We start from the raw sequence: 22,891 nt of genomic DNA on the forward strand, positions 1-22,891 counted from the left end.
CTGCGACGCGGCTTACTCGGACCGCTCCCGCGCCGCCAGCCACTCCAGCGCCGCGTCGAGGTCGGTCTCCGGGGGCGAGCACGTCCGGCCCTCGCAGACGTAGGCGGTCGGCTCGCCGTCGACCGCGTCGCGGTCGGCCCAGATCGGCGGCGCCTCGTCCATCCCGAGCCGGTCGAGCCACGCCGCCAGCCCGTCGTCGGTCGGCGGGCGCGGGGCGACGAGCGCGCCCGGCAGGTAGCGCTCGCCGAGCGTCTCGCGCCACGCGTCCGGCACCGCGTCGGCGGCGACGGTCACCTCGATCCCGCCGGACGCGACGCGGTCGGCCGCGCGCACTAAGGAGACGTGCTCAAGCGGGCTCGCGCGGATCCGGTCGGAGTGGGTCGTCACGACACGCTCCGCCACGTCGGCGAACTCGCGGTCGGTCCGGAACCCGTCGAGGACCGCGAGCGTCTCCGCGGCCACGCCGAGGCTCGACGGGGTCGACCGGTCGGTGAACTCCTGCGGGCGGGCGAAGAGGGTGTTGTCGCCGGACTGCGTCCGGCTGCCAGAGGCGCGTTGCGCCTCGCTGTCTCCCCCTCCTGCGGTCTCGTCGGGATCCCGCGTGAAGTAGATCGTGCCGTCATCGTCGTCGTAGAAGTCCGCGACGATCGCCTCCGCCAGGTCGAGCGCGAAGCCGAGCGCCTCCGGGTCGCCGGTGGCGGAGTAGACGTCGAGCGCGCCGCGCGCGAGGAAGGCGTGGTCGTCGAGGTAGCCCGGGCCGCGCACGTCGCCGTCGAGCCAGCGTCGCGCGAGGTCGCCGGTCTCCTCGTCGTACAGCCGTTCGCGGCAGAACGCGAGCGCGTCGCTCGCGATCTCGGCGTACGGCTCGCCGAGAACCTGTCCGGCGGCGGCGAACGCGGAGATCGCCCGGCCGTTCCACGCCGCGAGCACCTTCTCGTCGCGGGCGGGCCGCGGCCGCGACTCGCGCGCCTCGAAGAGGGCGACGCGGGCCTCGGTCAGGGTCTCACGGACCGCTTCCGCGGACATGTCGTGCTCGTCGGCGAGCTCCGCGACCGTCGCCGCGATCGTGGGGACAGTCGTGCCCCGCTCGAAGTTCCCGCCGGGTTCGATCCCGTACCGGTCCGTCGCGAGCGACGCCGCGGGCTCGTCGAGGACGGCGTCGACCTCGCCGGGCGTCCAGACGTAGAAGGCCCCCTCGACATCGGCAGCGTCGTCGTCGCTCCCGTCGGAGCCCGCGTCACCGCGCCGGCTCTCGGGCGGTCGGCTCCGGGCGTCGAGCGTGCTGAAGAACCCGCCGTCCTCGTGGCGGAGCTCGCGGTCGAGGAAGCCGAGGGTCTCGCTCGCGACCCGGGCGTACGAGGCGTCGCCCGTGAGCCGGGTGGCGTCGAGGAACGCCATCGGGAGCTCCGCGTTGTCGTAGAGCATCTTCTCGAAGTGCGGGACCGTCCACTGGCGGTCGACCGCGTACCGGTGGAATCCCCCGCCGATCTGGTCGTACATCCCGCCGCGGGCCATCCCGTCGAGGGTGCCCGTCGCGGCGGTGAGCGCGGCGTCGCGGCCGGTCCGCGCGTACGCCCGCATGAGCACGTCGATCCGGCCCGGCATCGGAAACTTCACGCCGCCGCCCCCGAACCCGCCGTACTCGTCGTCGTACCCGCGGATCGCCGCGGCCGCGGCCTCGTCGAGGAGGTCGGGGCCGGGCGCCTCGGCGTCGGGGGCGTCCCCAGCGACGTCCGCGTCGCCGACGGGCTCCGACTCCGGCACCGACTCCAGCTCGTCGCGGGCGCTCGTCGTCCACTGGTCGGCGCGCCGCTTCATCTCCTCGCGCTGCTCCGGGTCCGCCCACGAGTCGGCGATGCGCTCGCAGAGGTCACGGAACCCGGGCTGGTTCCGGCGCGGCTCCGGCGGGAAGTAGGTCCCCACGTAGAACGGCTCTCCCTCGGGCGTACACCACGCCGAGAGCGGCCACCCGCCCCCGCCGGTGACGAGCTGCGAGACGGTCATGAAGGTGCTGTCGACGTCGGGCCGCTCCTCGCGGTCGACTTTGATCGGTACGAACTCCTCGTTGAGCACCTCCGCGACCGCCTCGTCCTCGAAGCTCTCCTCGGCCATCACGTGACACCAGTGGCACGAGGAGTACCCGATCGAGACGAACACCGGCACGTCGTGCTCCCGGGCGCGCTCGAACGCCTCCTCGCCCCACGGCTGCCAGTTGACGGGGTTGTCCGCGTGCTGTCGGAGGTACGGACTTGCCTCCCCGTCGAGGCGGTTCCGCTCGGTCGGCTGTGACATACGTCCGATTCGGCCCGGCGCGGCAAAAACCCGTCACACGAGCGTCCGCCGGAAGTACTGCACGAACATGTATATCCGAACGCAGATGGAGAGTAAAGTTTACACTACCGTGTAGTGATCGGTCGCACATGACGGAGACCGTACTCTTGGTGGGGGGCGGCGGACGCGAGCACGCGATCGCCCGCGCCGTCGCCGACGACTGCGCGCTGTACGCCTGCGCGAGCAACCGGAACCCGGGGATCCGCCGGCTCGCGGACGGCTTCGAGACGATCGACGAGACCGACGCCGCGGCGGTCGCCGACTACGCGACCGCGGTCGGCGCGGACCTGGCCGTGATCGGGCCGGAGTCGGCGCTGGAGTCGGGAGTCGCCGACGCCCTCGACGAGGCGGGCGTGTACGCGTTCGGCCCGCGGGCCGAGGAGGCACGCCTGGAGACGGACAAGGCGTACCAGCGCGAGTTCATGGACGAGGCGGGCGTTCCCGGCTGCCCGGACTACGCGGTGTTCGACGACATCGAGGCCGCTTGCGAGTACATCGACGCGTACGACGGCGACCTCGCGGTGAAGCCGGCCGGGCTCACCGGCGGCAAGGGCGTGAAGGTGATCGGCGATCAGGTGACGGCGGAGGAGGCCAAGGCGTACCTCCGCGACTCCGACTACGATCGGGTCGTGCTCGAGGAGCGCCTCGTCGGCGAGGAGTTCACGGTGCAGGCGTTCGTCGCGAACGGCGAGCTCCGCACGACCCCCGCGGTGCAGGACCACAAGCGCGCCTACGAGGGCGACGAGGGGCCGAACACCGGCGGGATGGGCTCGTACACAGACACCGGGCTCTCGCTCCCGTTCATGGCCGAGGGCGACTACGACGCCGCCGTCGACGTGTTGGAGGCGGTCGTCGACGCGCTGCCCGACTACAAGGGCGTCCTCTACGGCCAGTTCATGCTCACGGACGCGGGCCCGAAGGTCGTCGAGTTCAACGCGCGCTTCGGCGACCCCGAGGCGATGAACACGCTCCCCGTCCTAGAGACCCCCTTCCTCGACGTTCTCACCGCCGCGCGCGACGGCGACGACCTCCCCGAACTCGACTTCTCCGGCGAGGCGACCGTCTGTAAGTACGCGGTCCCGGAGGGGTACCCGACCGACCCCGACGCGGGCGCGGAGGTCGCGGTCGACGAGGAGAGCGTCGGCGACGCGCTCCTCTACTACGCGAGCGTCGACGAGCGCGAGGACGGACTGTACACCACCACCTCGCGGTCGTTCGCGGTCGTCGGCCGCGGTGATTCCATCGCGGCCGCGGAGGCCCAGGCCGAGGACGCGCTCGCCGCCGCCGGCGACCGGGTCCGCATCCGCCACGACATCGGCAAAGCGGATCTCGTCCAGCGCCGGATCGACCACATGGCCGAGCTGCGGGAGTAGCGCGCCGCGTCAGCGACCCTTTTACCGGAGCCGCCCGAACGGGCGTCCGTGACTCACGAGGACGGAGATTCCGACGCCGCCCACACCGACGGCGCGGGGTCTGGAACGGGCGGCGCGGGGTCCGAGACCGCCGGCGCGGGGTCCGAGACGGACGAGGCGGAGTCCGGCGGCCACCGCACCGATCGGCTGGAGCGCCACCCGACCGGCGGCGTGCGGAACTCCCTGTGGTCGTGGCCCGACGCGAAGTCGCCGCTCGCGGTCGTCCGCAACTACGTCGTGATCGTGCTCGCGCGGATCTGCCCGAGCCTCCGGCTGAAGAACTGGCTGTTGCGCCGGATCGGCGTCACGGTCGGCGCCGGCGTCTCGTGGGGGTTGGAGTCGACCCCGGACGTGTTCTGGCCCGAGCGGATCGCGGTCGGCGACGACGCCATCGTCGGCTACGACGCCACCCTGCTCTGTCACGAGTTCCTCCAGGACGAGTACCGGCTCGGCGACGTGGTCGTCGAGGACCGCGCAATGATCGGCGCGGGAGCGGTCGTCCTCCCGGGCGTCACGATCGGCGAGGGCGCGCAGGTCGCCGCCAACTCCCTCGTCGCCGAGGACGTACCGCCCGGAACGACGGTCGCCGGCGTGCCGGCCGAGGTCGTCTCGCGAGCGGACGGGGAGAGCGGCGCGGCCGGGGGCGGCGACTGATCGGATCGTCTCGACCGATAGCGGGGGTGGGTCTTGCAGATCGAGGAGAGCGATATCGTATTTAAACGGGGCGTGAGCGGCGGCGACGATTACTTAAAAACGGCTGTTGCGGTGGCGCGCGCCTCCGAGCGCCCTGATAAGGGCGCGCGGAGCGCGCGCGAGGGACGCCGCGAGCGTAGCGAGCGGCAGCGAGGCGCGCAGCGAGCGTGCGGCGCCCTCGCGATTGGGGCTTTGCAGGTCTTCACCGCAACACCGTCGATCACTTATAAACAGCCGACAGCAACACCACAATCCCACTTATAAACAACCGATCAGCCAGTTTGCTATACCCACTCCCGCAGTCGATCGAGGTGTAATCCACGGTGATCGGTCGCGTCAATCGTCATCGCGTCTGGAGACGGGACGCGATGCGGCCGAGAAGGCGGCACGGGGACGCGGGGACCATCGACTTCAGCGACGGTACGAAGGGGGGAGAACTCGTCAGCGCAGCTCTTTAAACGTCGCCTCGCACTCGGGGCAGACGCGGACGGAAAACACCTCGTCCGGGTCGTTCTGCTTTTTCAACACCTTCTCGCAGTCGGCGCAGTTCAACCGCTCGTAGGTGTCTTTGAACAGGTCGCCGTCGCGAAGGCCCTTCCGCGTCGATTTCATGGCTCGAAGTTGATCGCGTGAGCGTATAAAAACCCCGTACGACGCCGGTCGGACGCGTCGCTTTCGCAACCCTTGTCTCCCGCCGTCGACAACGGCGCCCGTGTCACGGAGTCGGCTGTTCGGGTCGCTGTGTGCGATCGTCTTCCTCGTCAACTTCGCGCGGGTCGTGTTCGCACCCCTCGTGGGGGAGTTCATCGGCGAGTTCGCGATCGGCGAGGGAACGGCGGGGCTGATCGTCACGCTCGCGTGGCTCGGATCGGCGGCCCCGCGGCTCCCGGCGGGCTGGGCGCTGACGCGCTTCTCTCGCCAGTTCGTGATCCTCGTCTCGGGAGCGATGCTGACGCTCGGCGCGCTCGGCGTCGCACTGGCGCCGGGCGTGCCGACGTTGATGACCGCGGCGTTCGCGATCGGCTTGGCGTCCGGCGTCTACTTCGTCGCCGCCAACCCCTTCATCTCGGAGCTGTTCCCGACCCGCGTCGGGCGCGTGATGGGCGTGCACGGGATGGCGAGCCAGCTCGCCGCCGTCGCCGCCGCGCCGGTCGTGACGGTCGCGCTCTGGTACGACTGGCGGCTCGCCTTCCACGGGCTCGCGCTCGCCGCCGCCGTCTCCACCGCGGTCTTCGTCGCCCTCGCGCGCCGGACCGACCTCCCGGACGCCGGCGCGGGCGACACGGACTTCGTCGCCGGCGCCCTCTCGGAGTGGAAGCTGATCCTCGCCGGGGTCGTGCTGATGGGGCTCACGAGCTTCGTCTGGCAGGGGCTCTTCAACTTCTACGAGCTGTACATGATCGACAAGGGGATCCCGGCGGCGACCGCGCGGAACCTGCTGACGGTGATCTTCGCCGCGGGTGTCCCGGCGTTCCTCGTCTCCGGCGACCTCGCCGACCGGCTCCCGCACGTCCCGTACCTGCTCGGCATCGTGTCGACGTTCCTCGTCGGCGTCGTCTTCGTGGTCGTCTCCTCGGGACTGGTCGCAGTCGTCGCCGCCAGCGTCGTCGTCGGCTTCGCGATCCACATGCTGTTCCCCGCCAGCGACACCTACCTGCTCGCGTCGCTGCCGGACGAGTCGCGGGCGTCGGCGTACGCCGTCTTCTCCGCCGGGATGATGACGACGCAGGCGGCCGGCTCGTGGGTCGTCGGCGAGGCGATCGAGGCCGGCGCCGGCTACGACGCCGTCTTCCTCGCGCTCGCCGGGGGGCTCGCGGTCGTCGTCGCCGCGTACGCGGTCCTGGAGCGCCTCGGTCGGGTCCCCGGCGGCGCCGCGGGGGCGGAGCGCGCGGCCTGATCGTCCGCGCACGGGTGGCGCGGCGCGCCGAAGGGGGAGACCGGCAGGGGGGACGGGTATCGCACCTATTTAGGGCGTCCCGCCCGTGTACCGGATAGATGGAGTACGTACAAGAGCGCGTGACCACGCTGCACGCGTTGACCGACCACCGGCCGGACGCCCCCACCGGCCGGGCGGCGGTCGTCGTGCCGATGACGGAACGCGAGTACGGGACGCTCGCGGCCGATCGGGTGTTGACGGCGCTGGAGTCGGTCGACCCCGCCCGCGTGGTCGTCCCCCTCCGCGCCCCCGCGGACCGCGTCGGCCCCTTCGCCGACTGGCTCGACGGGTTCGACGTGGACGTCGAGCCCCTGTGGTGCGGCGGCCCGCGGCTCACGGAGCTGCTCGCGGAGCGCGGGCTCGACGGCGACCGCGGGAAGGGGCGGGACGTGTGGCTCGGGCTCGGTCGCGCCTTGGAGGAGGAGTTCGTCGTGGTCCACGACGCCGACACGAAGACGTACTCGCAGGCGTTCGTGAACCGCCTGCTGTTCCCGCTCGCCCGCGGCCACGAGTTCTCGAAGGGGTACTACGCCCGCGTCGAGGACGGCTCGCTGTACGGGCGGCTGTTCCGGCTGTTCTTCCGGCCGCTGGTCCGCGCGCTCGCCGACGCGACGGAGCGGCGCGAGCCCGGCGTCTTAGAGTACCTCGACGCGTTCCGCTACGCGCTCGCGGGCGAGTTCGCGGCGACGACAGACCTCGTCTCGCGGCTCCGGGTCCAGCGCGGCTGGGGCTTGGAGGTCGGGACGCTCGGCGAGGCGTTCGCGCACGCCGGCTTCGCGGAGAGCGCGCAGGTCGACCTGGGGCGGTACGAGCACGACCACCGCTCCGTCGACGGGCCGACCGGGCTCGCCGACATGAGCCGGGCGGTCGGCGAGGCGACCCTCCGCGCGGTCGAAGGCGCGGGCGTCGACGTCGAGTACGACGCGCTCGCCGACCGCTACCGCGAGGCGGCCGACGGGCTGATCCGCGGCTACGAGACGGACGCCGCGTTCAACGGCCTCGACTACGACCGCGCGGCCGAACGCGAGCAGGTCGAGACGTACGCGGACGCCCTCGGCGAGCCGGGCCCGGACACCCGTCTGCCGGCGTGGCGCGACGCGCCCGTCACGCCCGCCGAGGTCGCCGACGCGGCGCGGGCCGACCTCGAGGCCGCGCGAGACGACCGTTCGGGGGGAACCGACCGGACGTTGCCGGAAGCCGACCGCCCGCGACCGGCGGACCCGGGCGCCGACGCCGCGCCGGGGGAGGACTGACCGTGGGGGACGCGGACGGACCCAGTCGGTCCGACGGCGGCGCCCCGAGCGTCGCCGCGCGCGACGACCTCGCCGGGGTCGTCGACCTGTTCGAGTGGCTCACCCGCGCGGAGCTGTCGGAGGCGCTCTCGGAGCTCGCCTTCAAACAGCGCGCCGAGGTCGACGACGAGGCCATCGCCGCCGCCATCGACGTCGCCGTCGCGGAGTACGCGCTCGTCCCCGCGCCCCCCGCGGCGCTCTCGGAAGCGGGAGCGGGGAACACACTGGAAGGGGTGACCGATCCCGCGACATCCGACGACGGGGACGGCTCCGACGACGGGGGTGACTCGGAGGGCGGAGACGATTCCGTCGGCGGGGACGAACCCGACGCGGTCGCGCTCGCGGTCGGTCCGGCGGCGTTCCCCTCGCTGCCGGCGGACGCCGAGGACCTCCCGCACATCCTCGACGTGCCGGAGCGCGACGTGGACCGGGAGGCGCTCTCGGAGGCCGTGTTGGAACGGCTGTCGAGGGACGCGGTCGCCGCGATCGAGTCCGGCGACGCGGAGCGGCTGGAGGTCCTCGCCGACGTGACCTACGACATCGAGGCGTGGGCGCCCGTGGACGCGGGGGACATCCGCGAGCGGATCGTGGCCGAGCTGGACGGGTAGGCGCCCCCGTCGGACAGCGGTGACGGGGCGGTCAGGCCGCCGGTGTCACTCCACGACGTCGACGATCTCCCCTTCGATCATCCGCGCGAGGACGACCCGCGGCACGTCCGCGCGCTCGTGGACGACCCGAGCGATCTCGCGCGCCGTCGCCTCGTCGTCGGCGTCGTCGACGGCGTTCACGAGCGGGACCGCGGTCGCCCCGTCCGGGATCCCTTTTAAGCCGCCCCGCTCGTGCGCGAGGACGCCGCCGACCAGTTCGGGCGTGATCTCGTCGCCGACGGCGGCGTCCGCGATCGCCGCGACGCGCTCGGGGCGGTGGACCGTCTCCGCCGTCAGCGGCTCCCCGACGGCGCCGACGCTCGCCACCGGTATCACGCGGTCCGCGCCCGCCGGGACCTGCGGCTCGCGGTCGTTCGGCGCCTTGAGGAGCCGCGTCCGCGCGCCGTCGGCCTTCACGAGGACCGGCCCGTCGTGGGCGGCCCCGATCTCGTCGACAACCTCGGGGTCGTACCCCCGGTATCGGTCGTCGCGCTCGCGCTCCGGGACCAGGCCGAGCGGGAAGGCGTCCTCCGGTCCGTTGGCCACCTCGGCTGCGTCGGCCCCCTCGATCGCGTCGAGCGCGCTCACGGGGTCCCCGGTGACGCGCACCGCGGCGACCTCGCGGTCGAAGATCGGGATCCGGACCGTCGCGGTGAGCACCGCCCGGTCGAGCCGGTCGGCGAGCGCGTAGAGCGTGGTCTTCTTCCCGCCGGCGCCGACGAGACAGGTCGTCCCCGCGGCCGCGCCGAGGGCGTCGACGATGTCGTTCACGTTCGAACCGGTGGTCGGCCGGGGGCGAAAATCCGTCGGTCAGAAGGGGGCGACCGTCTCGGTCAGGGGGCGGTCAGGCCCCGGCCGACCGAGCTACGGGGCCGCCTGCTTCGTCGAGACCAGCTCGATCACATCGCGGTGGGAGAGCTCGTGGTCGGCGCCGACCTGCCGACCGCTCCGGCAGTCGGTGCCGTGGAGGAGCCCCTCGCCGATGTCCGAGTGGATGTGGAACGCGAAGTCCTCGGTGGTCGACCCCTCGGGGAGGACGAAGCAGTCGCGGAAGACGCCCTTCTCGTCTTTGCTCCCGTTCGCGGAGCCGGGGAAGACGGCGATACAGCCGAGCACGTCGAAGACGGCCTCTTCGAGCGCGCCCTGCACGCCGGTCCCGTCGTACTCGTGGACGAACTCGCCGATCTGCTCTAAGCCCGCCGCCTGCTCGCCGGAAACGTCGCCGACGACCTCGAAGTCGCTGTCGCCGGGGGTGTAGTCGACGACGCCCGCGTCGTCGGCGTTCTTCAGGGCCTTCTCGGCGTGGGCGCTCGCGGGGACGAAGGAGAGGTGGTCGTAGTCGGGGTCCGCCGTGATCTCCTCCCAGTTCGCCTGCGCCTCGGGCGTGTCCATCTTGTTCGCGGCGACGACCATCGGCTTCGTGCGCTTGCGGATCTCGCGGGCGAGGTCGGCCTTGTCCGTCTCGTCCCACGTCTCGGGGTCGAGCTCGAGCCCCTCGGCGAGGATCACCCGCTTCATCCGGTCCTTGTCGATGCCGAAGGCGGACATCTGGTCGGCGAGCTCCGCCTCGATGGCGGCGTCCGCGCCGTGGTACCGCGTCTCGAACTTCTCGAGGCCCTTCTCCAGCACGTCGAGGTACCACGCGTCGAGCTCCTCCTCTAAGAAGTCGATGTCCTCGCGCGGGTCGTGGCCCTCGGTGGCCTCGCCCTCGATGTCGGTCTTTCCGGAGAAGTCGACGACGTGGATCAGCACGTCGGTCTCGTTGAGGTCGGTGAGGAACTGGTTGCCGAGCCCGCGCCCCTCGTGGGCGCCGGGGACGAGGCCGGCGACGTCGACCAGCTTGACCGGGACGAAGCGGGTGCCCTCGCGGCAGACGCCGACGCTCGGCGTACACGTCTCGTCGAACTCGGGGGCGGCGCAGTCGACGCGGACGTACGCCTCGCCGACGGTCGGGTCGATCGTGGTGAACGGGTACGCGCCCTCGGGCACGTCGTTCATGGTCGCGGCGTTGAAGAACGTCGACTTCCCCACGGAGGGCTTGCCGACGAGACCGATCCGGTAACTCATTACCGTCAGTGCGCGACCCGCGGTAAAAAGCGATGCGAGACGCGTCGTGGCGTGGGTACGGGTGACGAGGCGGACGCGAGGGGCGGTGGCGACGGCGCAGGTCGGCCCGCGACTCGACCCGAGTCAGGCGTCGCCGTCGGACTGCCCGGGTTCGCCGACCGCCTCGACCGGGAGCACGTTCTGGAGCGCGGCGAAGGCGTCCTCGGCGCTCTCGAACCGCTCCTGGTCGATGTCGGCCACGAGGTCGCCGAGGTCGGCGTCGCCGTCGGCGAACAGCACGGTGGTGCCGGCACAGGAGTCGACCAGGTCCTCGCGGGCGGCCGGGTAGGAGTGCTCGCGGAACTCGTCTTCGACGCGCGAGAGGTGTACTTCGGATGTCATGGGATGGATATCGGCGCGTGAGGACTTAAACGCACGCCCGGCCCGAATCCGAACGCGTCCGCCCGAAAAGAACCGGCAAAACGCGCAAAGAGTTATGTGGCGGCGGTACCCTGATACGTGTGAACGTATGACTCTATACGATCGGATCCTCGTTCCGACCGACGGCTCCGCCGAGGGGAAGCGGGCGGTCGCGCACGCCCTCGACCTCGCGTCGGTCCACGGCGCGGGCGTCCACGCGCTGTACGTGGTCGACACGGCGAGCTACGCGGGGATGCCGATGGAGAGCTCGTGGGAGGGGGTCGGCGACCTCCTGCGGGACGACGCGAACGAGGCGGTCGCGGAGGTCGAATCGCTCGCGGCCGGGACCGACCTCGCCGTCCAGACGGCGGTCGCGGAGGGCTCCCCGAGCAAGGAGATCATCCGGTACGCCGAGGGGAACGGCTGCGACCTGATCGTGATGGGGACCCACGGCCGGGGCGGGATCGACCGGCTCCTCCTCGGGAGCGTCGCCGAGAAGGTGGTGCGCGGGTCGAGCGTCCCCGTGCTGACGGTGCGGTTGGACGGAAACATCCCGGGGGACGGGGCCGTCGGCGCCGAGGTGTCCGCCGAGGGGGAGACGCCGGCCGAAACGGAGGCCCCGGCCGACGGGGAGCCGGAAGCGACCGGACAGAGTTAGCGGGAGTCCGGAGCCGCGTTTTGCGCGCCATCGCGGCTCGAATGTCCCCCGACGCCTCGCGACGACCGACGATCAGCCGTCGGCGTCGCGCAGGTGCTCGCAGTCGCCGGCGTGGACCCGCCTGACGCCGTCGTCCGTCTCGATCACGAGCGCCCCGGGCGGCTCCACGTCGACCGCGATGCCCGTCACCGGACCGTTCGGGGTGTCGACGCGGACCCGGCGGCCGAGCGTGCTCGCGCGTTCGCGCCAGGCCGGCAGGATCCGGTCCATCCGGTCCGGCGTCCCGGCGAGCGCGTCGAAGCGCTCGAGGAGGGTCGCGGCGAACCGGCGCCTGTCGACCGGCTCGCCCAGCTCCTCCTGCAGTGAGGTCGCCCCCGCCGGGAGCGTCTCGGCGTCGATGTTGGCGTTGACGCCGATCCCCGCGACCAGCCACGAGATCCGGTCGGCCTCCCCCTCCATCTCCGTGAGGATCCCGGCGAGCTTGCGGCCGCCGCGACTACCCTCACCCGCGGCGTCGCCGTCGGCGTCCGCGTACTCGTCCTCGTCCTCGCCTCCAGGACCGCCCACGAGCACGTCGTTCGGCCACTTGATGTGCGCGTCGACGCCCGCCTCTCGGCAGGCGTCGGCGGTCGCGACCGCGGCGGCGAGCGTGAAGAGCGGGGCCCGGGCCGGCGGGGCGTCGGGCCGGACCGCCAGCGAGAGCCAGACCCCCCCGCTCGGCGCGACCCACTCGCGGTCGAGCCGCCCCCGGCTGCCGGTCTGCTCGTCGGCGACGACCGCGACCCCCTCCTCCGGGATCTCGCCCCCGGCCGCCAGCTCCCGAACGCGGCGGTTCGTCGACGAGATCCGATCGTGGTACTCCACCGCGTAGGGCGCGTCGAGCCCGAACTCGATGCCAGCGGCGGAGTAGCCGGGGTCGGCGGGCGCGACGTACCCCTCCGGCGTTGACTCGACCGCGAACCCCTCCTCGCGGAGCGACTCGACCGCCTTCCAGACCGCCGCTCGCGACACCCCGAGGTCGTCCGCGAGCGCGGGCCCGGAGACCGGGCCGTCGCCGAGGGCGTCGAGCAGCGCGCGGCGCGTGTCCATATCGGTCGGGTCGGCGCGGACGCGCAAAGCCGTTCCGGGTCTCGGTTCGCGCCGGTTCGCGGAACCGAGCACAGAGCTATCCGTTCGGAGGGCGAAAGCGAGACCGAATGCCCGAAGTCGACGACGAGACCGTCCCGCTGACCGTCCGCGACGGCGACGACCGGATCGAGCTCGCGGTCGAGCCCGGACGGACCCTCCGCGACGCGCTGCTCGACGCCGGCCTCTCGCCGTACGCCGCCGCGACGCGCCGCCTCAACTGCGACGGGCGGGGGCTCTGTGCGACCTGCGGCGTTCGGATCCGCGAGGGGCCCCCGCCCGAGCACTGGCACGACCGGCTGGCGGACCGGTTCGGCTACCCCCGGCTCTCCTGTCAGGTGACCGTCGACGGACCGATGAACGTCGAGCTGGTCGACAAGCTGGTGTGGGGATCGCGGGAGCAACCGGACGGCGAGGAGTAAGCGCGGACCGCGGTCGGCGGCCGAAGCCGCCGCGGCCCCGAAGCCCCGCGGTCGACGGCGGGGATCGGATCCCTGCGGTCCGAGCAGGGGACACCGGGTTTCCGGTGAAACGGCGAGCGTTACCGAGTCGCACGGGAGGCCGTCTGATCCGGCACGAAGCGCGCGACCCGCCCTCGGCGCAAGACACAAGGTCTCACGGGCGAACGCTCGGGTATGCAACCCTCCAAGGAGCGGGAGGCGTCCGACGGCGACCCGATGGACGACCTCGACGACCTCCTCGACGACGACCTCGCGGACGGCGACGGCGGGGGCAAGGCCGACTCCGGGAGCGCCGCGAGCGCTGGGTCGGACGCCGCCCCCGCCGCCGGAACGGGGTCGGGAGCGGGCGGGTCCGGGAGCGGTCGGGTCGGAATGGACGGGCGCTGGTTCTCCGCCAAGTCCTTCGTCCTCGCGCTCGTCGCCGTCGGCGTCGGGGTGTTCGCCGGCGGCGCGATCCCGATTATCGGCGGCACGATCGGCTCCGCGGCCGGGGTGTTCCTCGCTTCGTTCCTCGTCGGGCTGGTCTTCTCGGCGCGCAAGTACGTGGAGACCGGGCTCGCCGGCGCCGCGGCCGGCGCGGGGACCGCCGTGACCAGCGTCCTCGGGATCGGCTTCCTCCCGATCGGGATCGACTACCTCCAGCAGTGGGGGCTCCCCCTGCTCGCCGTCGGCGGCGGCCTGGGGCTGGTGCTGGCGCTGCTCGGACACTACTTCGGTCGGGACCTCCGGGCGGGGCTGACGCAGGATATCGGCGGGTGAAAAGCGGGAAACGGCCGCGGCTGTCGACTCAGCGCGTCCGGAGCGCGTCCTCGACGTCGAAGCCGACGTAGGCGGCGATCTCGTGTCGTTCTAAGACGAGGAAGCCGGCGAGGATCGCGACGAAGCCGACCATCGCCTCCGCGTCGATCAGGCTGCCGAGCAGGACCCAGCTCCCGACCGCGGCGACGACGGGCTCCGCGTAGCCGACGAGGTGGAGCTGGGCCGGGCCGACCTCGTCGAGCAGCGCGAAGTAGATCAGGAACGCGACGACCCCCGACAGCAGCGTGAGGTACGACAGCGAGGCGAGCGAGGTCGCGTTCCAGACGATCGCCGCGGGCGACTCGCCGAGCAGGGCGGCCCCGACGAATAACATCCCGGCGCCGGAGACCATCGCCCACCCCTGCAGCGCGGCGATCGGGAGGTCGGTGCGGAGCGGGCGGAGCAGCACCGCGCCGAGCGAGAAGGCGACCGCGCCGGCGAACGCGAGCCCGACACCGAGCAGCGCGGAGCTACCGAGCCCCGCCTCCATCGGGTCGGCGATCACGATCACGCCGAGGATCCCGAGCGCGAACCCGCCGATCTCGAGCGGCCCGAGGCGCTCGTTCGGGAGCATGAGCGCCGCGAACGTGGCGGTCAACACCGGCGCGAGGCTCACGATCACGGCGGCGACCGCGCCCGTGATGTGGAGCTCGGCGACGTACAGCAGGCCGTGGTACGCGGCGATCACGAAGGCGCCGGCGACGCCGACGCCGAGCCACTCGTCGCGACCCCGGGGGACCGTCCGACCGGACATGACCGCGGCGACGCCCAGCACGATGGCGCCGGCGACGGCGTAGCGCACGCCGGCGAACAGGAGGGGCGGGAAGTAGTGCAGCCCGGCCTCGATGGCGACGAAGGAGGTGCCCCACAGCGTCGCGAGGAGGACGAACGCGGCGACGATCGATTCGGGAGTGGAAATAAGGCTCCGCAGATTCATTGGCTGTCTGTTCGAAATCGGCAGAGATAGTTAAACTATTCTCTCGGATCGGCCGATATTCAGAATGAACAATCACGCATACGAATTTGATGCAATTTCGTTCCAGATCAGTCGGGGATCTTGCACTCCGATCCAAGTATATCGGTCGTAATATATAACAGACCATCACGCAAACGGGGGGTATGGACGAGCGCGACGTGCGGCTGTTGAAGGCGATATCGGACCTCGGGACGGGGAGCCCGGAGCGGCTCCACGAGGAGACGGACATCCCGGTGTCGACGATCCACTACCGGCTGAACAACCTCCGCGAGGACGGCGTGATCGAGAACGACCTGTACGACCTCGACCACGAGGCTCTGGGGCTCGGCGTCACCGTGATCGTCGAGGTGCTCGCGGACTACGAGGGGCCCTACGAGGAGTTCGCGGACGAGCTGCTCGCGGTCGAGGGCGTCACGGAGGCGTTCTTCACGATGGGCGAGACCGACTTCGTCGTCCTCGCGCGGCTCTCCTCGTCGGACACCGTCGAGCGACTGATCAGCGACTTCGAGGCGATCCCCGAGGTCGAGCGCACGAACTCGACGTTCACGATCGCCACGCTGCGCTCCGAGCCGCGCGCGCCCGCTACCTACGACCTCGACACGCTGATCGAGGAGCTGACGGACTGAGAGAAGGCGGTCATTTATAAAGCGCGCACCGCCCCTCGACGAGTTACGACCGCTTGCCGATCTCCTCGCGCAGCACGTCGGAGACCACCTCGCCGTCGGCCTTCCCGCGGAGCGCGCCCATCGCCTCGCCCATCAACCCGGAGAACGCACCCATGCCCTCCGCCTCGATCTGGTCGGCGTTGCGCTCGACGACCTCGACCACCGCCTCGCGCACCTCGTCCTCGCTCACGCCCGAGAGCCCCGCCTCCTCGACGGCCTCGGCCGCCGACAGCGACGGGTCCTCCGCGAGCGTCGTCAGCACCTCGGGAACGCCCTCCTTCGCGAGGTCGCCGTCCTCGACGAGGTCGAAGAGCGCGAGGAAGTGCTCGTCGGTGAGGTTCTCGACGGGCGCCCCGTCGCGCCGGATCTCCGTCGTCGTCGACTCCAGCGTCGAGGCGGCGAAGGTGGGGTCGACGCCGCGGTCGACCGCGGTCTCGAAGAGGGGGAAGCGCTGGCCGAACGCGACCTGCTCGGCGAGGCCGGCGTCGAGCCCGAACTCGTCGGCGTACCGCTCGGCCTTCTCGTCGAGCAGCTCGGGCCGCTCCACGTCGGAGGGGTCCGGCTCGACCGGCGGCACGTCCGTCTCGGGGTACATCCGGGCGGCGCCGGGGAGCGGGCGGAGGTACCGGGTGGTCCCGTCGTCGTTCGCGCCGCGGGTCTCCTCGGGGACGCCCTCGATCGCGGTCTCGGCGCGCTCGGCGGCGGCCTCGATCGCGAGGTCCGCGGTCTCAGGGTCGGCGGCGACGATGGCGACTGCGTCCCCCTCGCCGGCGCCGACCGCGTCGCGGAGCGCCGACACCTCCTCCTCGGTCACGCCGTACGCCGGCAGCTCGTCGGTGTGGAAGATACCGCCGGCGCCGTGGCGCTTCGCGTGGTCCGAGAGCTCGGTGCCGAGCCGGCGGTCCGGCTGGATCTCGCGGCCGACGAGCCCGTCGAAGCCGAACAGCGGGACCGCGGTGACCTTCCCGCCCGAATCGAGCGCGCCGCGGATCACGCCCGACTCGGTGTCGGCGAAGGTGTCGGTCACGTCCGTGACCTCGCCGACGCGCGCGTCGCGCTCGCGGAGCTCGTCGCGGATGGCGAGCAGCTCCGCCTGCCGGCCGACCTCGCCGCGGACGATGTCCTCGATGCCCTGGAGGTCCTGGACACCCTTCACCTCGACGCGGGCGCCGTCGGCGATGGAGACGTTCACGTCCTGACGGATCGTGCCGAGCCCGCGCTTGACGGCGCCCGTCGACCGGAGGAGCATCCCGATGCGCGCGGCGGCCTCGCGGGCGCCCTCGGGGCTCCGGATGTCCGGTCCCGTCCCGATCTCGACGAGGGGGACGCCGAGCCGGTCGAGCGAGTAGACGACCCCCTCTTCGGTCTCCTCGACGCGCTTCGCCGACTCCTCCTCGAGCATGAGATCGACGATCGACACGGCCCCCTCGCTCGTCTCGATCTCCCCCTCCTGTCCGAGGAGGATCGAGCGCTGGAACCCGGAGGTGTTCGAGCCGTCGATGACGAGCTTCCGCATGACGTGGGCCTGATCGACGACGGAAATGTCGAGCAGGTCGGCGATCTGGAGGGCGACCGAGAGCGCCTCGTCGTCGACGCGGCGGGGCGGCTCGTCGTCCTCCTCGACGAGGCAGGTGGTGTCGTACGCGAGGTAGGTGAACTCGCGGTCGACGCGGCTCTCCTCCATGGCGGCGTCGTCGAGCTCGCCGAGTTCGCTCTTCGTCGGGTGGAGCCGGCGGGTGATCGACCGGTCGGACTCCTCGGGGTCGCGCTCGACGGTCGGAGAGTCGCAGAACAGCTTCGTCTCGGTGTCGAGCTGCTGGTGGATCTCCAGGCCGGCGACGAGCCCCAGCTCCTCGTAGTCGTACTCGGGGGTCGCGTCCGTACTCATTACGCCTCACTCCGACGGCGCGCGACTAAAAGGGTGGCAGTTCGCGCGAGCGGTGATCGAGTGTGGGAGTGAGGTGGGGGCCGACGCCAGCGACGAGTACACAATAAACGAGGCGGTGGCGCGTGCCTGCGAGCGCCCACCGGGCGCGAGGAGCACGCGCGAGGGAGTCGCTGGCGCCTTATAAGGCGCCAGCGACGAGGCTGGGGAGGCGTGAGGTGCGGTCGCTGTGTGGGGGCGGGACTCAAAGGGGCAGCCGCGAGGACGACGGCGGCCGCAGCAAGCACCGCAGCGAGCGACGCGAGCGAGGAGCACAGCAAGGCTCCCGAGTCGTCGCGGCTGGGGCTTTGGAGGCGTTCACCGTCTCGTCAGACGAGACAGCGTAACCACTCCGTCAGTAGCGTTCGAAAGGAATTGTGCGTGGGTGCTGTCGTAGAGACAACACCGTGCATCGGTGGGGGTGTGCCCCGAGCGATGCGTGGGACCGGATTTGAACCGGCGGACCTCTACAGGACAGCGCCCTCAACGCTGCGCCGTTGGCCTGGCTTGGCTACCCACGCTCGCGGTCTTTTTCGCATCTCCACGTACCCTTCCCCTAATTAAAAGCCCTTCCATTCGGCCGGACCGTGTCGGAGGTTGCCACCGGTCGGGAAGGACGGCGCGACGAGCCGGTCCACCGGAACCGCGCCGTCGAAACCGGCACGGGTTTGGGAGTGGCGTCCGTCCGATCGCCCATGTCCGAGTGGGCCCGCGAGAACGTCCCGTTACTGACCGCCCTCCTGTCCGTCGCCGCGCTCGCGCTGGTGTTCGGCGCCGTCGGCGGCGCGATCCCGAGCGGCGTGCTGCCGCGCGCGAACGACGCGGTCCTCGCGGCGCTCCCGCACCTCAACGCCGCGATCTCCGCGACGGCGATCGCCACCATCCTGCTCGGCTGGCGGGCGATCTCCCGGGGGAACGTCGCCCGTCACAGGGCGCTCATGCTCTCGTCGTTCGGGCTGTTCGTCGCGTTCCTCGGCAGCTACCTCTACCGGCTGATCCTGGTCGGGACCGCCGAGTTCCCCGGTCCCGAGGTCGTCTACACCTACGTCTACCTCCCGTTTCTGGCGATCCACGTGCTGCTCGCGATCGTCTGCGTCCCGTTCGTCTTCCACGCGCTGCTGCTCGCCGCCACGCGCCCGTACGAAGAGCTGTACCACACCCGGCACGCGCAGGTCGGGGCCGCCGCCGCGGCGCTCTGGCTGGTCTCCTTCACGATGGGGATCGGCGTCTACCTCATGCTGTACCACGTCTTCTGACGCGGATCGGAAGCCCGACCGAAATCCGGGCGCAAACGCTCGAACACTTCGCCTCGAAACAGTCGCCCGCTGCTCGCCGTCTCGCTTCGTTTCATCCCGGTGCCCCTCGTCCGTCTCGCCGCTCCTCGCCCGCTACTCCTCGCTCGCCTTCTTGTGGGCGGCGTAGAACAGCGGGACGAGAAGCGCCCCGGCGAAGCCGAAGCCGAGCGCCAGCGCGCCGACGTCGCTCGCGGTGAGATCGCGGCCCGAGCCGCCCCCGCCGTCGCCGCCGTCGCCGCCGTCGCCGCCGTCGCCCCCCTCACCGACGATGTCGTCGTCGACCGCACCGACCGCGACCGCGCCCTTCATCCCGACCGCCTCGTGGGGCTCGCAGACGTACCGGAAGACGTCGCCCTCGGAGGCGTCCTCGAAGGTGTGCTCGAAGGTCTCGCCCGCCCCGTCGACGGCCGACCCGCTGGAGAAGGCGTCGTTCTCCTCGACGACGTTGTGTGCGCCTCCCTCCCCGGTCCACTCCCACACCACCGTCGCGCCGGGGTCGACGAGGATCGCGGCCGGGCCGAAGAGGAGGCCGTTTTCGCCGACCCCGACCTCGACCGTGACCTCGTCGTCCCCCCGGTAGTCGTGGGTGCCGTCGTAGTTGCCGACGTCCTCGAACCAGTCGCCGTAGCCGGCGGCGTCGCCGCCGTCGCTCCCGTCGCCGCCGTCGCCCCCGTCGTCGCCCTCGGGATCGACGAGGTCGTCGTCCACGGATCCGACCGCCACGGAGCCCTTCATCCCGACCGCCTCGTGGGGGACACAGAGGTAGTTGAACGTGTCGCCCTCCTCGGCGCCGTCGAAGGTGTACTCGAAGGTGGTTCCCTCATCGCTGACCGTCTCGCCGCTGTCGAACGTCCCATCGTCGGCGACGACGTTGTGTGCGCCTCCTTCCCCGGTCCACTCCCAGACGACCGTCGTCCCGGGGTCGATCAGGATCGCCGCCGGTCCGAACTTGAGGCCGTCGACCGCGCCGACTTCGACCGTGACCTCGTCTTCCCCCCGGTAGTCGTGGGTGCCGTCGTAGTTGTCGACGTCGTCCAGCCAGCCGTCGTACTGGGCGGCTGCCCCTCCGGAACCGGCGGCGAGCCCCGTCGCGGCGGCGGCCCCCGCGGCCCCGGCTCTGAACAGCCCGCGGCGACTCATCGTCGTCTCGTCGGCGTCGGATGTCATACGCGTACCTCCCGGCGTGGGCGTATTTAAATTCCCGATTCCGCCGCCGCGGCGTGAGAACGCGCCGTCGGCGCAGTGCGAGGGCGGGCGTGAGCGGAACGCGGCCGGGCGCCGGGGGTGAGACCCGCTCAGCCGTCGACGGATTGAGACCGCTCAGTCGTCCGCGGGAGTCACGCCCGACGCGGTGCCCTCCAAGTCCCGATCCGCCTCTTCGCCCGCCACATCGAACGGGTACTCCCCGGTGACACACCCCAGACAGAGGTCCGCGCGGCTCTCGCCGAGCGCGTCGGCGACGGCGTCGATCGAGAGGTACGACAGCGAGTCCGCCCCCACTTCTTCCCGGATCTCCTCCGTCGAGGCGTCGGCGGCGATCAGCTCCTCGCGGGTCGCCATATCGATGCCGAAGTAGCAGGGCGCGACGATCGCCGGCGCGCCGATCCGGAGGTGGACCTCCTCGGCGCCCGCCTCGCGGACCAGCTCGACGAGCTGGGTCGACGTGGTCCCCCGCACGATCGAGTCGTCGATGATGGTAACCGACTTCCCCTCGACGGTCGATCGGATCGGGTTGAGCTTCAGCCGGACCGCGCGCTCGCGCTCGTCTTGGGTCGGCATGATGAACGTCCGCCCGACGTATCGGTTCTTCATCAGCCCCTCGGCGAACTCGATGCCGCCGTCGCCCTCCGGACGGGGGTCGCCGTCGGCGGTCGTCTCGCCGGCGGCGTCGGCGTAGCCGGAGGCGAACGCGCGCCCGGAGTCCGGAACGGGCATCACCACGTCCGACTCGACGCCGGACTCCTCCCAGAGCTTCCGGCCGAGCTTCCGGCGCACCTCGTACACGAGGCTCTCGTCGATGACGGAGTCGGGGCGGGCGAAGTAGACGTGTTCGAAGAAGCAGTGGGCCGTCGACTCGCGCTCGACGAGCTGATACGTGTCGTAGCCGGTCCCGTCGGGGTCCAAGACGACGAGTTCGCCGGGGCGCACGTCCCGGATCAGCTCCCCGTCGAGGGTGTCGATCGCGGCCGACTCGCTGGCGAGGACGTAGCCGCCGTCGATCTTCCCGAGACACAGCGGGCGGTTCCCGAGCGGGTCGCGCACGCCGAGCACGGTGTCGTCGTGGGTGATCGCCAGCGAGTAGGAGCCGTGGATGCGGTTCATCGTGTGTTTGACCGCCCGTACGAGGTCTTCTTCGAGGAGGTTGCGCGCGAGGTCGTGGGCGATCACCTCGGTGTCGCCGTCGGAGGTGAACGCGTGGCCCGCCGCCGCGAGCTCCTCGCGCACCTCGTCCGCGTTGACGAGGTTCCCGTTGTGCGAGAGGCCGAGCGATCCGGACTTGAAGGAAACCGAGAACGGCTGCGCGCAGCTCTTGTCGAGGCTCCCGGCGGTCGGGTACCGGACGTGGCCGATGCCGGTGCCGCCCGACAGCGACTCCAGGTCGCCCTCGTCGAACGCGTCGCCGACGAGCCCGCGCTCGACGTGGCTGTGCTGTTGGAACCCGTCGTGCGTGACGATCCCCGCGGACTCCTGTCCCCGGTGTTGGAGCGCGTACAGCGCGTAGTACAGCGGTCGCGCGGCCTCGCGGTCGGCGAGCGAGACGCCGACGACGCCGCACTTCTCTCGCGGCTCGTCAGCGGTGTTGTCCCCACCGGCTTGCATATACACGTCGGTGGGGCGTGAGTCGATAAAAACCCTCGTGTTCGTGGCACAATACTCCGTTTAAACTACCGAAGTATCCACATGCGTGGATCAGACGCGGCTGACCTCCCCGATGCGACAACGGTGGCGATGCGCCAGCGGGGGCGACGCAACAGCGGTGACGGTACGACAGCGACGACGGCTACTCCCCGCCGACGTGCTCGTCCAACCGCTCGAAGTACTCCTCCCGCGGCACCTGATAGGCGGCCCGGTAGTCCACGTCGCCGGCGGCGAACCGCTCCGCGACGTCGACGGCGGCGGCCGCGCCGGCCTCGCGGCTCTCGTACGTCTCGGAGACCGCCTCGATCTCGGGCTCGAGGAAGAGAACGACGTGCCACTCGTCGGTCGCGTACTGGCCCGATCCGGGGCGAGCGTTGCGCGCGCCGTTCGTCAGGTAGATCGTCGGGAGACACTCGGACGGGAGGTCGTCGCCGCCGAACACGTCGGGCCGGTACACGAGGATCGCCCGGCCGCTCGGCTCCTCGTTCCACACCCGCCAGCCGTCCGGCAGCGCCTCGAAGCTCATGGGGCGGAGTCGGTGGCGGAGGCTTGAAAGGGTCGCGCTCCGGTGTGCGAGCGCTGTCGAATCTCGTCGACCAGTGCGTCGACCGCCGCATCGACGAGTTCGCTCCGGAGACGACCCTGCCAGAAGTCGATATCCGCTCGGCCGAGAGACTGGACGCCCCAAGGAACGATCCGGCTTTCGTCCGGTGTCCCGCCCCGGATCCAACTCTCCGCCGGAACCTCGATGAGTCCGTCCATCCACGACTTCGTCGTCAGCGTGAGTGCGACGTACTGGTCGCCGTGGAACGGTCGCCCCTCGTGATTGGAGACGATCAGCCACGGACAGGCGACTCCATCTCGTTTGAACGGGTCCACGCCATAGACGACATCTCCGCGTTCGAAAACCGGGGTCGATTCGCCGTCGCTCACGGTTCGTCGTCGGCGTTCGGATGCGGTTCCTCTGGAGCGTGCTCGCGCCAGGCGTCGCGGTCCTCGGTGCCGAGCCGCTCGTTGAACGCTCGCGTTGCGCGTTCGTACCCGCCGACCTCGTCGAGCCGCCCCTTGTCGTCGGTCACGGCCCAGTACGTGGCCTTGTGTTCGACGAGACCACGGTCTTTCAGCCGCGAGAGGGCGGTGCTGACGGCCCCGTCGTCAAGATCGGTCCGCGACGCAATCTCACGCGCCTCGAACGCGCGGTCGTCGTGAGCGACGAGGAATCCGAGCACCCGCTCGGGCGCGGAGAGTTCGCCGAGCTCGTCTTCGCTGGCGTTCTCAAACGTCTCCCGATCGATCGACATCTCGCGAGCACGTACGGCGCGTGGCGTAATTAGTGTTCGGAGCGATAGAAAC

The 22,891-nt window shown here is 71.2% G+C and carries 22 protein-coding genes, 1 tRNA gene and 1 pseudogene; 10 read left to right on the top strand and 14 right to left on the bottom strand.

What is annotated here, in order from left to right; genetic code table 11:
- Window positions 1-12: 12 nt before the first annotated feature.
- Entirely contained in the window at window positions 13-2,292 is a 2,280-nt protein-coding gene (locus tag JIN95_RS12865) for a thioredoxin domain-containing protein (protein ID WP_200531741.1), read from the bottom strand.
- A gap of 128 nt (window positions 2,293-2,420) precedes the next feature.
- Between JIN95_RS12865 and purD the strand changes: the two genes are divergently transcribed.
- On the top strand, window positions 2,421-3,704 hold the full coding sequence (gene purD, locus JIN95_RS12870; protein WP_200531742.1) for a phosphoribosylamine--glycine ligase: 1,284 nt from the start codon (window positions 2,421-2,423) through the stop codon (window positions 3,702-3,704).
- A 186-nt stretch (window positions 3,705-3,890) separates the two neighbouring features.
- The gene (locus JIN95_RS12875) at window positions 3,891-4,397 is read left to right on the top strand and encodes an acyltransferase (RefSeq protein ID WP_200532155.1); all 507 of its coding nucleotides are present in this window, start codon (window positions 3,891-3,893) and stop codon (window positions 4,395-4,397) included.
- Between the two features lie 480 nt (window positions 4,398-4,877).
- Here the strand turns inward: JIN95_RS12875 and JIN95_RS12880 are convergent, their stop codons facing one another.
- A complete protein-coding gene (locus JIN95_RS12880) occupies window positions 4,878-5,048 on the bottom strand; it encodes an HVO_0758 family zinc finger protein (RefSeq protein WP_008849790.1) in 171 nt (56 codons plus the stop codon).
- A 100-nt stretch (window positions 5,049-5,148) separates the two neighbouring features.
- On the opposite strand from JIN95_RS12880, the gene JIN95_RS12885 reads away from it, so the two are divergent.
- From JIN95_RS12885 to JIN95_RS12895, 3 genes are all read left to right on the top strand, one after another.
- The gene (locus JIN95_RS12885; RefSeq protein ID WP_095635878.1) at window positions 5,149-6,333 is read left to right on the top strand and encodes an MFS transporter; all 1,185 of its coding nucleotides are present in this window, start codon (window positions 5,149-5,151) and stop codon (window positions 6,331-6,333) included.
- Between the two features lie 98 nt (window positions 6,334-6,431).
- A complete protein-coding gene (locus JIN95_RS12890; RefSeq protein ID WP_200531743.1) occupies window positions 6,432-7,625 on the top strand; it encodes a glycosyl transferase family 2 in 1,194 nt (397 codons plus the stop codon).
- A 2-nt stretch (window positions 7,626-7,627) separates the two neighbouring features.
- Window positions 7,628-8,272: a hypothetical protein gene (locus tag JIN95_RS12895; RefSeq protein WP_095635876.1), complete on the top strand. Its 645-nt coding sequence runs from the start codon at window positions 7,628-7,630 to the stop codon at window positions 8,270-8,272.
- Between the two features lie 45 nt (window positions 8,273-8,317).
- Here the strand turns inward: JIN95_RS12895 and yqeC are convergent, their stop codons facing one another.
- The 3 genes from yqeC to JIN95_RS12910 form a co-directional block, all read right to left on the bottom strand.
- The gene (gene yqeC, locus JIN95_RS12900) at window positions 8,318-9,082 is read right to left on the bottom strand and encodes a selenium cofactor biosynthesis protein YqeC (protein ID WP_200531744.1); all 765 of its coding nucleotides are present in this window, start codon (window positions 9,080-9,082) and stop codon (window positions 8,318-8,320) included.
- A gap of 93 nt (window positions 9,083-9,175) precedes the next feature.
- Window positions 9,176-10,378, bottom strand: coding sequence for a redox-regulated ATPase YchF (locus tag JIN95_RS12905; RefSeq protein WP_200531745.1), 1,203 nt, complete (start codon window positions 10,376-10,378; stop codon window positions 9,176-9,178).
- 123 nt (window positions 10,379-10,501) lie between these two features.
- A complete protein-coding gene (locus tag JIN95_RS12910) occupies window positions 10,502-10,759 on the bottom strand; it encodes a hypothetical protein (RefSeq protein WP_095635873.1) in 258 nt (85 codons plus the stop codon).
- A 127-nt stretch (window positions 10,760-10,886) separates the two neighbouring features.
- Between JIN95_RS12910 and JIN95_RS12915 the strand changes: the two genes are divergently transcribed.
- Window positions 10,887-11,435: a universal stress protein gene (locus JIN95_RS12915; protein ID WP_095635872.1), complete on the top strand. Its 549-nt coding sequence runs from the start codon at window positions 10,887-10,889 to the stop codon at window positions 11,433-11,435.
- Between the two features lie 72 nt (window positions 11,436-11,507).
- Here JIN95_RS12915 and JIN95_RS12920 read toward each other — a convergent pair whose 3' ends face one another.
- On the bottom strand, window positions 11,508-12,524 hold the full coding sequence (locus JIN95_RS12920) for a biotin--[acetyl-CoA-carboxylase] ligase (protein WP_200531746.1): 1,017 nt from the start codon (window positions 12,522-12,524) through the stop codon (window positions 11,508-11,510).
- A 107-nt stretch (window positions 12,525-12,631) separates the two neighbouring features.
- Here JIN95_RS12920 and JIN95_RS12925 point away from each other — a divergent pair, with 107 nt between their 5' ends.
- Both JIN95_RS12925 and JIN95_RS12930 read left to right on the top strand, forming a co-directional pair.
- Window positions 12,632-12,982 carry a 2Fe-2S iron-sulfur cluster-binding protein gene (locus JIN95_RS12925; RefSeq protein WP_200531747.1) on the top strand — a complete coding sequence of 117 codons (351 nt, stop codon included), beginning with the start codon at window positions 12,632-12,634 and terminating at the stop codon, window positions 12,980-12,982.
- Between the two features lie 213 nt (window positions 12,983-13,195).
- Window positions 13,196-13,780 (top strand): hypothetical protein, encoded by a 585-nt coding sequence (locus tag JIN95_RS12930; RefSeq protein ID WP_200531748.1) that lies wholly within the window; start codon window positions 13,196-13,198, stop codon window positions 13,778-13,780.
- A gap of 28 nt (window positions 13,781-13,808) precedes the next feature.
- Here the strand turns inward: JIN95_RS12930 and JIN95_RS12935 are convergent, their stop codons facing one another.
- Window positions 13,809-14,756 (bottom strand): EamA family transporter, encoded by a 948-nt coding sequence (locus JIN95_RS12935; protein WP_095635868.1) that lies wholly within the window; start codon window positions 14,754-14,756, stop codon window positions 13,809-13,811.
- Between the two features lie 182 nt (window positions 14,757-14,938).
- Between JIN95_RS12935 and JIN95_RS12940 the strand changes: the two genes are divergently transcribed.
- Window positions 14,939-15,421, top strand: a complete 483-nt coding sequence (locus tag JIN95_RS12940; protein WP_200531749.1) for an Lrp/AsnC family transcriptional regulator — start codon at window positions 14,939-14,941, stop codon at window positions 15,419-15,421.
- Between the two features lie 43 nt (window positions 15,422-15,464).
- On the opposite strand, the gene gatE is transcribed toward JIN95_RS12940, so the two are convergent.
- Both gatE and JIN95_RS12950 read right to left on the bottom strand, forming a co-directional pair.
- Complete coding sequence (gene gatE, locus JIN95_RS12945) at window positions 15,465-17,348, bottom strand: Glu-tRNA(Gln) amidotransferase subunit GatE (RefSeq protein WP_200531750.1); 1,884 nt, start codon at window positions 17,346-17,348, stop codon at window positions 15,465-15,467.
- A 472-nt stretch (window positions 17,349-17,820) separates the two neighbouring features.
- Window positions 17,821-17,905 (bottom strand) — tRNA-Leu (locus JIN95_RS12950).
- A gap of 174 nt (window positions 17,906-18,079) precedes the next feature.
- On the opposite strand from JIN95_RS12950, the gene JIN95_RS12955 reads away from it, so the two are divergent.
- Window positions 18,080-18,640 (top strand): DUF420 domain-containing protein, encoded by a 561-nt coding sequence (locus tag JIN95_RS12955; protein WP_095635864.1) that lies wholly within the window; start codon window positions 18,080-18,082, stop codon window positions 18,638-18,640.
- A 132-nt stretch (window positions 18,641-18,772) separates the two neighbouring features.
- Here the strand turns inward: JIN95_RS12955 and JIN95_RS12960 are convergent, their stop codons facing one another.
- The 5 genes and pseudogenes from JIN95_RS12960 to JIN95_RS12980 all read right to left on the bottom strand — a co-directional run bounded on the left by JIN95_RS12960 (window position 18,773) and on the right by JIN95_RS12980 (window position 22,839).
- Window positions 18,773-19,846, bottom strand: a complete 1,074-nt coding sequence (locus JIN95_RS12960) for a halocyanin domain-containing protein (RefSeq protein ID WP_200531751.1) — start codon at window positions 19,844-19,846, stop codon at window positions 18,773-18,775.
- 153 nt (window positions 19,847-19,999) lie between these two features.
- Window positions 20,000-21,499 (bottom strand): amidophosphoribosyltransferase, encoded by a 1,500-nt coding sequence (gene purF, locus JIN95_RS12965; protein ID WP_095635862.1) that lies wholly within the window; start codon window positions 21,497-21,499, stop codon window positions 20,000-20,002.
- 181 nt (window positions 21,500-21,680) lie between these two features.
- A complete protein-coding gene (locus JIN95_RS12970; protein WP_200531752.1) occupies window positions 21,681-22,064 on the bottom strand; it encodes a DUF5820 family protein in 384 nt (127 codons plus the stop codon).
- Between the two features lie 56 nt (window positions 22,065-22,120).
- A pseudogene (locus tag JIN95_RS12975) lies at window positions 22,121-22,471 on the bottom strand (type II toxin-antitoxin system PemK/MazF family toxin); the annotation flags it as partial.
- Window positions 22,468-22,839 carry a helix-turn-helix domain-containing protein gene (locus JIN95_RS12980; protein ID WP_095635859.1) on the bottom strand — a complete coding sequence of 124 codons (372 nt, stop codon included), beginning with the start codon at window positions 22,837-22,839 and terminating at the stop codon, window positions 22,468-22,470. The pseudogene JIN95_RS12975 and the gene JIN95_RS12980, both read right to left, overlap by 4 nt.
- Window positions 22,840-22,891: the final 52 nt, after the last annotated feature.

Origin of the sequence: Halorubrum sp. LN27 (assembly GCF_016635065.1) — an archaeon.
Taxonomy (GTDB): domain Archaea; phylum Halobacteriota; class Halobacteria; order Halobacteriales; family Haloferacaceae; genus Halorubrum; species Halorubrum salipaludis.

Coding starts and splice junctions, on each gene's coding strand:
- JIN95_RS12915 (WP_095635872.1), top strand. CDS start 10,887: ATGACTCTATACGATCGGATCCTCGTTCCGACCGACGGCTCCGCCGAG.
- JIN95_RS12910 (WP_095635873.1), bottom strand. CDS start 10,759: ATGACATCCGAAGTACACCTCTCGCGCGTCGAAGACGAGTTCCGCGAG.
- JIN95_RS12960 (WP_200531751.1), bottom strand. CDS start 19,846: ATGACATCCGACGCCGACGAGACGACGATGAGTCGCCGCGGGCTGTTC.
- purD (WP_200531742.1), top strand. CDS start 2,421: ATGACGGAGACCGTACTCTTGGTGGGGGGCGGCGGACGCGAGCACGCG.
- JIN95_RS12920 (WP_200531746.1), bottom strand. CDS start 12,524: ATGGACACGCGCCGCGCGCTGCTCGACGCCCTCGGCGACGGCCCGGTC.
- JIN95_RS12955 (WP_095635864.1), top strand. CDS start 18,080: ATGTCCGAGTGGGCCCGCGAGAACGTCCCGTTACTGACCGCCCTCCTG.
- JIN95_RS12935 (WP_095635868.1), bottom strand. CDS start 14,756: ATGAATCTGCGGAGCCTTATTTCCACTCCCGAATCGATCGTCGCCGCG.
- gatE (WP_200531750.1), bottom strand. CDS start 17,348: ATGAGTACGGACGCGACCCCCGAGTACGACTACGAGGAGCTGGGGCTC.
- JIN95_RS12930 (WP_200531748.1), top strand. CDS start 13,196: ATGCAACCCTCCAAGGAGCGGGAGGCGTCCGACGGCGACCCGATGGAC.
- JIN95_RS12880 (WP_008849790.1), bottom strand. CDS start 5,048: ATGAAATCGACGCGGAAGGGCCTTCGCGACGGCGACCTGTTCAAAGAC.
- JIN95_RS12890 (WP_200531743.1), top strand. CDS start 6,432: ATGGAGTACGTACAAGAGCGCGTGACCACGCTGCACGCGTTGACCGAC.
- JIN95_RS12980 (WP_095635859.1), bottom strand. CDS start 22,839: ATGTCGATCGATCGGGAGACGTTTGAGAACGCCAGCGAAGACGAGCTC.
- JIN95_RS12970 (WP_200531752.1), bottom strand. CDS start 22,064: ATGAGCTTCGAGGCGCTGCCGGACGGCTGGCGGGTGTGGAACGAGGAG.
- JIN95_RS12865 (WP_200531741.1), bottom strand. CDS start 2,292: ATGTCACAGCCGACCGAGCGGAACCGCCTCGACGGGGAGGCAAGTCCG.
- JIN95_RS12940 (WP_200531749.1), top strand. CDS start 14,939: ATGGACGAGCGCGACGTGCGGCTGTTGAAGGCGATATCGGACCTCGGG.
- JIN95_RS12905 (WP_200531745.1), bottom strand. CDS start 10,378: ATGAGTTACCGGATCGGTCTCGTCGGCAAGCCCTCCGTGGGGAAGTCG.
- purF (WP_095635862.1), bottom strand. CDS start 21,499: ATGCAAGCCGGTGGGGACAACACCGCTGACGAGCCGCGAGAGAAGTGC.
- JIN95_RS12925 (WP_200531747.1), top strand. CDS start 12,632: ATGCCCGAAGTCGACGACGAGACCGTCCCGCTGACCGTCCGCGACGGC.